The 8,203-nt window shown below is 63.8% G+C and carries 9 protein-coding genes and 1 pseudogene; 5 read left to right on the forward strand and 5 right to left on the reverse strand.

Annotation, left to right across the window (positions count from 1 at the left end; genetic code table 11):
- Positions 1-864: pseudogene (locus RIN13_RS18895) on the reverse strand (hypothetical protein); the annotation flags it as partial.
- A 142-nt stretch (positions 865-1,006) separates the two neighbouring features.
- Positions 1,007-2,344 (reverse strand): DUF445 domain-containing protein, encoded by a 1,338-nt coding sequence (locus RIN13_RS18900; protein ID WP_375164799.1) that lies wholly within the window; start codon positions 2,342-2,344, stop codon positions 1,007-1,009.
- Between the two features lie 50 nt (positions 2,345-2,394).
- Here RIN13_RS18900 and RIN13_RS18905 point away from each other — a divergent pair, with 50 nt between their 5' ends.
- Genes RIN13_RS18905 through RIN13_RS18915 form a run of 3 tightly spaced genes read left to right on the forward strand, consistent with a single transcriptional unit; the run spans position 2,395 to position 4,398 of the window.
- A complete protein-coding gene (locus RIN13_RS18905; protein ID WP_309108854.1) occupies positions 2,395-3,279 on the forward strand; it encodes a glycerophosphodiester phosphodiesterase family protein in 885 nt (294 codons plus the stop codon).
- Between the two features lie 31 nt (positions 3,280-3,310).
- The gene (locus tag RIN13_RS18910) at positions 3,311-4,090 is read left to right on the forward strand and encodes an AzlC family ABC transporter permease (protein ID WP_309108855.1); all 780 of its coding nucleotides are present in this window, start codon (positions 3,311-3,313) and stop codon (positions 4,088-4,090) included.
- Positions 4,087-4,398: an AzlD domain-containing protein gene (locus RIN13_RS18915; protein ID WP_309108856.1), complete on the forward strand. Its 312-nt coding sequence runs from the start codon at positions 4,087-4,089 to the stop codon at positions 4,396-4,398. The genes RIN13_RS18910 and RIN13_RS18915 overlap by 4 nt, the downstream gene beginning before the upstream one ends.
- Positions 4,399-4,422: 24 nt before the next feature.
- Here the strand turns inward: RIN13_RS18915 and RIN13_RS18920 are convergent, their stop codons facing one another.
- Both RIN13_RS18920 and RIN13_RS18925 read right to left on the reverse strand, forming a co-directional pair.
- A complete protein-coding gene (locus RIN13_RS18920) occupies positions 4,423-4,647 on the reverse strand; it encodes a hypothetical protein (protein ID WP_309108857.1) in 225 nt (74 codons plus the stop codon).
- A 152-nt stretch (positions 4,648-4,799) separates the two neighbouring features.
- Positions 4,800-5,420, reverse strand: coding sequence for a helix-turn-helix domain-containing protein (locus RIN13_RS18925; RefSeq protein WP_309108858.1), 621 nt, complete (start codon positions 5,418-5,420; stop codon positions 4,800-4,802).
- Between the two features lie 210 nt (positions 5,421-5,630).
- Here RIN13_RS18925 and RIN13_RS18930 point away from each other — a divergent pair, with 210 nt between their 5' ends.
- Both RIN13_RS18930 and RIN13_RS18935 read left to right on the forward strand, forming a co-directional pair.
- Complete coding sequence (locus RIN13_RS18930) at positions 5,631-5,954, forward strand: MTH1187 family thiamine-binding protein (RefSeq protein ID WP_309108859.1); 324 nt, start codon at positions 5,631-5,633, stop codon at positions 5,952-5,954.
- Between the two features lie 7 nt (positions 5,955-5,961).
- Positions 5,962-6,639, forward strand: coding sequence for an O-methyltransferase (locus RIN13_RS18935; RefSeq protein ID WP_309108860.1), 678 nt, complete (start codon positions 5,962-5,964; stop codon positions 6,637-6,639).
- Positions 6,640-6,727: 88 nt separating this feature from the next.
- Here the strand turns inward: RIN13_RS18935 and RIN13_RS18940 are convergent.
- Positions 6,728-8,203 (reverse strand): FG-GAP-like repeat-containing protein (locus RIN13_RS18940; RefSeq protein ID WP_309108861.1); only part of this gene is annotated, 1,476 nt, incomplete at its 5' end.

Raw genomic sequence — 8,203 nt, forward strand, 5'->3', positions numbered from 1 at the left:
GTTCTTACCTGTTTTCGCCTGCACCACTGGGGTGAAGAGGTCGGGATCGATCACATCGATGTAACTGATCCCGTTCTTTTTGTATTTGTTCAGTTCAAACTGCCCCACGCTCGCCGTCGCGAGATAGGCGGGCATCGGTTCGTCCGCCCGCCACGTCCAGGTGGCCTTGCCGTCCTTCGAGCCGTGTTCCTCCAGCAATCCGTTGGCAACCGCTTCCAGGCCCTTCGGCACCGTGATCCGGAACGTGAACGCGGCCTTGTCCAGTGGGTGGTCATTCACCGGGAACCAGGTGGCGGCAACGTGCGGCTGCCCGATCACCAGCGACCCATCGTCTGTATGGAAGAAGCCCAGCGGGCCGAGCTGTTCGTTCAAAAGGATGGGCACGCCGTCGTACTTCACCTTGGTCTCGAAGACCGTTCCGTTTGTGACGCCGTTGGCCGGCGTGACTGTGAGCTCCTTACCACTACGGATGAAGGAGGCCTTCTCACCGTCGACGGTGACGGAACGTACGTTCAGGCCGACCAGATCCAGATTGAAGGACGAAAGACTGTGGGTTGCCTGGGCACGGATAGTGGCGGTGCCGGCCAAGACATCAGTGGCGGGGTGATAGCTGAGGTCCAGGATGTAGCGAGCCACGTCGTAGCCGCCGTTGCCGTCGAGAGGATAGTACGGATCGCCCAGGCTCGGCGCACCTGGCTGGAAGTTATCGCCCACAGCTGCCAAATTCACCGGGCTGGCTATCGTGGCAGGAGCAGAGAGGGCTGCCACGGCAAGCAGGCAGACAAGCAAAAGGCCGGTGCGTGGGAACGCCCGGCCTGGACGGGCCTGCCGGCCCGCTGCAGAGATCGAGGGTAGGGAATCCATAGCTCCTCGTTTGGGAACTTCTCGCACGACATACGGTACGGGCACCGGACGTACCGGGGCCGGTCGATCGCCGACTCGAGGCCGGGGCGGACTGTAGGCTAAAAATGCGCCTCCTGTGCAGTCCCGGGTGCCAGGACGAGTGTCAGCCGAAGGCCAGATGCGCAACGGTGAAGATCGCCAGGCCGGCCATCGAACCCACCACGGTGCCATTGATCCGGATGAACTGAAGGTCCTTGCCCACCTGCAGTTCAATCTTCCGCGAGGTCTCTTCCGCATCCCAGCGGGCCACCGTGTCGGTGATGACGCCGGCAATGTCGGAACGGTACGTGCGGACAAGATAGCCCGCGGCGTCACCGATCCAGGTGTTCACCTTGCCCGCCAGTTCTTCGTCATTGACCAGCCGTGCTCCGAAGTCACGCACGGCCGCCTTGAACCTGACCGTCAGTTCGCTGTCGGGATCGTCGACGGCGGTCAGCAGCGCACTCTTGATGGTCGACCAGGTCCGCGAGGCGAGTTCACGGACTTCGGGGTCTCCCAGGATCTGGGCTTTCATGCCTTCTGCACGGGCTATCATCGCAGGATCGTACTGCAGATCGTGGGCCAGGTCTGTGAGGTACTTGTCGATCGACCGGCGCACCTCGTGGTTCTGGTCTGCCTGGACGGCCCTCGTGAACTTGAGGATTTCGAGGTAAACTTTGTCGCCCACTAGGCCGTCCACGATCTTGGGCACCCACTGCGGGGAGCGGTCCGTGACCAGGCGGCTGACCGTCTCGTGGTTGGCTGCCACCCAGTCCGCGGCGCGGTCCACCAGGAGGTCAACCAGCGTGTGGTGGTGGCCTTCGGCGAAGATACGTTCGGCCATCCGACCTACCGGTGGTCCCCACGGGGGAGCCAGCAGATGCCGGCGGACCATGCCCTCGATTACTGCCTGGACGTCGTCGTCATTGAGGACCTTGAACGCACCGCGGATGGCAGCACCGCCCTCCTTCGCTACGCGCTCGGCACCACCCGGGGCGGACAGCCACTGGCCCGCCTTGCCGGCGATGTTGATGCTGGCCAGTTTGTCCTGAACCACCTGCTCGGAGAGGAAATTGGTCTCCACGAACTCGCCGAGTGATGCTCCGATTTGGTCCTTGCGCCGGGGAATGATGGCGGTGTGCGGGATTTTCACGCCCATCGGATACTTGAACAGTGCAGTTACCGCAAACCAGTCAGCGAGTGCCCCCACCATCCCGCCCTCTGCAGCAGCCCGCACGTATTCCAGCCAGGGGTACTGCTTTTGCAGGGCAAAGGCGATGGTGAACACAACGGCCATGGCGATCAGCAGGGAGAGCGCCAGGAGCTTCATCTTCCGAAGCGCAGCGGCCTTCTCAGCATCACCCTCTGCGAACTGGTTTGGCGTGGCAGCCGGCGGCGTCCGGCGGAGCGGGCCGGCGTGGGGGGCGGCGGGCTTGGTGGTTGTCTCAGAGTTCACCTGCATGTGCCCAGCCTAGTCCCGCTTTCACCGGGGCCGTCGGCTAACGTGTCAGCATGACAACCGACGCGTCCGCTTCACTCCGTCCCTTGGTGTATGCCCATCGGGGCGCCAGCGCGGATTTCGCGGAGCACACCAGGGCGGCGTATCTTCAGGCCCTCGCCGACGGTGCCGACGGTGTGGAGTGCGATGTGCAGCTAAGCCGGGACCAGCATGTGGTGCTGCTGCACGATGCCAATCTCGACCGCACCTCGGATGGTACAGGTCCCGTGGCCGAGCGGACCCTCAAGGAGCTGCGCCAGCTGGATTTCTCGTCGTGGAAGGGCGTCCGGATTCCGGAAGCCTTCGGCCCACGCTCGGACCAGTTTCTGACTTTGACCGATCTGTTGGATCTGCTCCGTGGCGCAGGGCGCGAGATCGGCCTGGCCATCGAGCTGAAACACCCCAGCCCCTATCAGCTCAAACTCGAAGACCGGGTGCTGGATGTCCTCCGGGCGCAGGGATGGAACCTGCGGACGTCCCGGCTGGACAACATCAGGGTCACTTTCATGAGCTTCAGTCCCGATGCCGTGCGGCATTTGCGTAAGTCCGTCCCTGCTGAGTTCATTTGCCAGCTTGTAGACGACATCAACGTGGTGGAAATCCGCCGGGACCTTGGCCTTGGTCCACTGACCGGCGGTGCCGTTGCCAACGTTATGAAGGCTGCCCAGCTTGAGGGCGAGCGGATCCTCAACGCCTGCGATGTGGGGATGGCAGGTCCCGGCATCGCCTATGTCCGGGAGCATGCCGCCACTGTCCGCCGCTGGCTGGATTCCGGCCGCAGGTTCAGGGTGTGGACGGTGGACACGGCCGAGGACGTGGCGTTGTGCCTGGGGATGGGGTTCCAGGAGATTACCACCAACCGGCCGGCGCAGGTGTTGGCCCAACTGCAGCCTGTGTAACCGCTCCTGCAAGCTGTGATTGAGTGGTGCCATGCCCCTCACTTTCCCTTCCCACCTCCTGCAGTCCCCGGCGGTGCGGGTGGGCCTGTCCATCAGCGTGGCAACTGGCCTCTACGGCGTTTCCTTTGGTGCCCTCTCCGTGACGTCCGGACTGGATTTCTGGCAGACGATGGCACTGAGCCTGCTGCTTTTCAGCGGCGGCTCGCAGTTTGCCTTCATTGGCGTGGTTGCCGGAGGAGGATCGGGACTTGCCGCGATGGGAGCCGCTACTCTGCTGGGGATGCGCAACGGCATTTACGGCATGCAGCTGAATGTGCTGCTGCATCCGAAAGGCTGGCGCAAGTACGCGGCCGCCCAGCTGACCATTGATGAATCCACCGCCACGAGCACGGGACAGACCGATCCTCTGGAACAGCAGCGCGGATTCTGGACCGCGGGGCTTGGCATCTTCATCCTGTGGAACGTCTTCACGGCCGTAGGGGCGCTCGCGGGCAGCGCCTTGGGCGATCCCAAACAGTGGGGGCTCGACGGCGCCGCAGTGGCGGCGTTTTTGGCGCTGCTCTGGCCAAGACTTAAAGGCAAGGAGCCGGTGGCCATCGCGATCTTGTGCGCGCTTGCCACCGTCCTGGCGGTTCCGTTCGTTCCGGCAGGTGTGCCGATCCTGGTGGCTGCGGCTGTTGCGGCGCTCTTTGGCTGGTTCAGCCACGGGCCCAGGGATGAAGGGCTGGAGCCCGACATCAATCCCTACGATGAACGCAGGCAGCACGGATCCCATCCGAGAGGCGGAAGTACAGCCGGTGATTCCGCATGAATCTTTGGTTGTGGCTGCTGCTGTCCTGCCTGCTTGCCTACGCATGGAAGCTTGTGGGTTACCTCGTCCCCGCCACGCTGCTGAAAAATGCGAGGACGTCGCGCATAGCCGGAACAATGACTATCGGCCTGCTTGCCTCCCTGACGGTAGTCAACGCCGCAGCATCGGGCCAGGAGCTCCTTCTGGACGCCCGGCTCGGAGCGCTCGCGGCGGCCGGTGTCGCGCTGCTGTTCCGCGCTCCATTCCTGGTGGTTGTCCTGGCGGGCGCTGGAACCGCGGCTCTGCTCCGGCTCGCGGGCTGGAACTGATCCCGCACATGACCTGCCGCCGGGTTAAGCCGCTCCGTAGGCGTCCGGCGAGGACGGTGCGGAGCGCCTGGCCAGTTCCTCGGTGGCGAGGTCATACCAGTCCTGGGCTCCGAACACGGGCTTGGGAGTGTCCAGGTTGCGGTACAGCGCATCCACGATAATTCCCAGCTCATCTGTGGTGGCCGCAGTGAGGGTCTCTTCCGGATCACCGGAACTTTTCATGAAATGGGCGAGTTGGGAGCGGTTCATGCTAACCCAGCCGCGGACTTATTCACTCGTGAAAGTGCCATGTTTTGCTCCGTGCAATGGAAACGTACCCGAGGCTGGCTGCCTAACCACTGGTCTGCCCAGCTTACTGTGGAGTTTAGTTCAGCGGAATATCCCGTGCTGGCGGAACTGTGCTAGTCGAGCTGCATTCCAGGCATCGGCACCTGCGGCGGCAGTGACCGCTCCGGCCGCTCGGAGCGTATGGCGTCCTCAACCAGGGCAGCAGGCCGGCGCCAGGCATCAGAGCCCGGCTCCATCGTGTCCACCACTCCGATGAGCATGGCAAGCAGTCGCACCATGTCGGTCAGTGAGATGTCTGTGCGGAGCGTGCCTTGCCCTTGGCCCCGGCCGAGGAGGATCCCAACGGATTCGATGAGGCTCCCGGTGATGCCTGTCAGGAGATCGCGGCGCCCCGCCACGGCGCCGAGCAAATTGGCATTCTCGCTTGCCGCGGCCATCACGGAATCGATGACGCGGAAAAGGCCATCGGCGGCGTCCTGGCCGGCCAATGCGATATCTATGACCGGGTCGACGGTCAGCCGGAGTTGGCGGTTCAGCGCAGCCAAGACCAGCTGCTCCTTGTCCGAGAAGTTGCGGAAGAGTGTTGCCGGCCCTACTCCTGCAGTTGCAGCGATGGTCTGCAGGGGAACATCCGGGCCATACTCCCTGAAACACTCGCGGGCCGCATTGATGATCTTGTCCACATTGCGGGCAGCGTCGGCACGAAGGGGCTTGCGCTCTACTGCGAGGTTCATGTCTTCAGGTTAGCAACGCAGCGTTCGGCCTACTTCGTTACCGATTGGTAGCCCGGCAATATGACGCAGCACACGTTCGGCTGCCTTTTTCGGCCGTGCCAGACTGAACCCACAGTGCTTGCATCCTCAGGCCGCACCAAGGAAGATCTGGCGATGCAGCCTCCGCCCATGAGCATGCTTTTGTGCCCAAAGAGTACATAGGAGATTCCAGTGATCGTAGCGTTTTCAGTAGCTCCCTCGGGTACCGTCGGCGACTCGGTTCATGACGCCGTTGCGGCGGCAGTCAAGGTCGTGAGGGAGTCGGGCCTGCCGAACCGGACCAGTTCCATGTTTACAGAGATAGAAGGTGACTGGGACGAGGTGATGGATGTCGTCAAGCGGGCAACTGAAGCTGTGGGTGAGTATGGGCCCCGCGTGTCCCTCGTGCTAAAGGCAGACATTCGGCCAGGCCATGAGGGCGAGCTGACGGGGAAGGTCGAGCGCCTGGAGCGGGCGCTCGAAGGAGCGGGTGTCAGGCTCGACGAGGAGGCATGAGAAGGCCATGATCGAGCATAAGTCCCGGCCGGAGTGGGTGGCCGTAGAAGAGTTTCTGTCGGACGCCGTCGTGCATCAGGGGACCGACCTGCAGCGCGCGGTGCAGTCCGCCGCCGACGCAGGGATGCCGGCCATCGAGGTGACCCCGAACGCCGGCAAGCTGCTGAAGTTACTGGTCAGAGCATCGGGCGCGAAACGGGTGCTGGAAATCGGCACCCTGGCCGGGTTCAGCACCATTTGGATGGCTCAGGGGCTTCCCGACGACGGCCGGCTGGTGACGTGCGAATACCTGACCAAGCATGCCGACGTTGCCCGGAAGAATGTGGACGCCGCCGGAGTCGGCCACAAAGTGGAAATCCGGATCGGTGCGGCGCTCGATACACTGCCCGCATTGGAAGATGAGGACGCGGGTCCCTTCGATTTTGTCTTTATTGACGCGGACAAGGAGAACGACCCCCAGTACTTGCAGTGGGCCGTTCGCCTGGGCCGGCCCGGTACCACCATCGTCATGGACAACGTGGTGTGGGAGGGTGCGGTGCTGGACCCTGCCCTGGACGAGGTCAACGCGCCGGGGATTATCAGTGCCCTGAAAATGATGGGGGAAGACAGCCGTTTGGACGCCACTGTCATCCAGACGGTGGGGTCCAAGGGCTGGGACGGTTTCGCGCTGGCTGTGGTCCGCTAGCCCTGTTCACTGTCCGGACAGAGCAAAAGCACTGCCCGCGTACTGGGTGTACGCGGGCGGTGCTTTTGCTGACTGGACTGTTGAAGGCCTAGCCGAGGACGTTCATGATGTTCCAGCCTCCGCCAACCCGGACCCTGTTCGGGAAGGTGCCTGTGCCGCTGCCCAGGTAGGACCAGAGGACACCGCTGCGGTCGCGTGCCACGAGGTCATCACGTCCGTCGCTATTGAGGTCTGCGGCGCCGCTTATGGCGTTCATGGCATTCCAGCCTGCGCCTGCCCTGACCCTGGTGGGGAAGGCGCCAGCGGCGTTGCCCATGTATGACCACAGGACTCCACTGGCATCCCGTGCGACCAGGTCGGCCTTGCCGTCGCGGTTGATGTCACCGGCTGCGCTGATGGCCATGGTGCCCCAGCCTGCGCCGACGCGGACCCGGCTTGGGAAGGTGCCGGTGTTGTTGCCGGCGTAGCTCCACAGGACGCCCTGGGAGTCAACGGCGAGCAGGTCACTCCGTCCGTCGCCGGTGACATCGCTGGCAGCGCTGATGCTCTTCATCGTGTTCCAGCCTGCCCCAACCCGGACCCGGGTGGGAAAGGCGCCGGAGCCGTTGCCGCGATAGGTCCAGAGGACTCCGGCGGAGTCACGGGCCACGATGTCAGCGCGGCCGTCTCCGGTGAGGTCTCCGGTCCCGCTGATGGAGTTCATGACGTTCCAGCCTGCACCAACCCTGATCCGGTTCGGGAAACTGCCTGAGCCGTTACCGAGGTACGTCCACAGCACGCCACTGGAGTCGCGTGCCACGATGTCAGCACGTCCGTCACCGTTGAAGTCCTGCATGACGCTGGTGACTCCCGTGCCCGTGCCGATGCGGATGTTCCGGTTGGCAACGACACCGATGTTTCCGGCCATGTCCGTGGCTCGGACACTGAAGGTGTGGTAGCCGTTGGTCTGCGCGTCCCAGGTCTTCGGTGAGGCGCACGTCGGATCCCAGGCGCCGTTGGTGGGAAGCAGCCGGCATTCGTACTGTGCCTGCGCGTCGGCGCTGCTGAAGTTCAGCGTGGGCGTGTTGTCCAGGCTGGGTGTGGACGGGAACGGTGCAGTGACGGAAACAGTCGGTGCCGTGGTGTCTACGGTGAACGTGAGCTCAGCGGAGGTCAGCGCACCTGCGCGCGCCTGGACCGTGTGGCGGCCCTGGGCCAGCGGCGCCAGCTTCAGGGAGTATGTGGAACCCGTGACCGTGGCAGCGCGCGGTGCGCCGTCGACGACCAGTTGGACTGGTCCGGTCGTACCGGCCGGCAGCGTGCCGGTAAGAGTGGGGGTGGTCACATTCGTTACGTTGTCCGCGGAGGAGCGGCCGCTGTCACTGGCGGCTGCCAGGTCCGGCGTCGAAGGCGCACCGTCCGTGGCCGTGGAGATCAGGCCCTGCACCGTGAACAGGTTCGTCGTCACCGTGTTGACGCCGGGACCGCCGGCGTTCGGTCCGACCACCCGGACGAAGTTATTGCCTGAGGGGGCTCCCGTGACAGTCCGTGCCGTGTCGATGGACCCGATGGTTCCGGCCTCTGC

The organism is Arthrobacter sp. (genome assembly GCF_031179985.1).
GTDB lineage: Bacteria > Actinomycetota > Actinomycetes > Actinomycetales > Micrococcaceae > Arthrobacter.

Bases quoted from the DNA above. Each gene is read 5' to 3' on its own strand.
- RIN13_RS18900 (WP_375164799.1), bottom strand. From the start codon at position 2,344: ATGCAGGTGAACTCTGAGACAACCACCAAGCCCGCCGCCCCCCACGCC.
- RIN13_RS18920 (WP_309108857.1), bottom strand. From the start codon at position 4,647: ATGAACCGCTCCCAACTCGCCCATTTCATGAAAAGTTCCGGTGATCCG.
- RIN13_RS18935 (WP_309108860.1), top strand. From the start codon at position 5,962: ATGATCGAGCATAAGTCCCGGCCGGAGTGGGTGGCCGTAGAAGAGTTT.
- RIN13_RS18905 (WP_309108854.1), top strand. From the start codon at position 2,395: ATGACAACCGACGCGTCCGCTTCACTCCGTCCCTTGGTGTATGCCCAT.
- RIN13_RS18925 (WP_309108858.1), bottom strand. From the start codon at position 5,420: ATGAACCTCGCAGTAGAGCGCAAGCCCCTTCGTGCCGACGCTGCCCGC.
- RIN13_RS18915 (WP_309108856.1), top strand. From the start codon at position 4,087: ATGAATCTTTGGTTGTGGCTGCTGCTGTCCTGCCTGCTTGCCTACGCA.
- RIN13_RS18910 (WP_309108855.1), top strand. From the start codon at position 3,311: ATGCCCCTCACTTTCCCTTCCCACCTCCTGCAGTCCCCGGCGGTGCGG.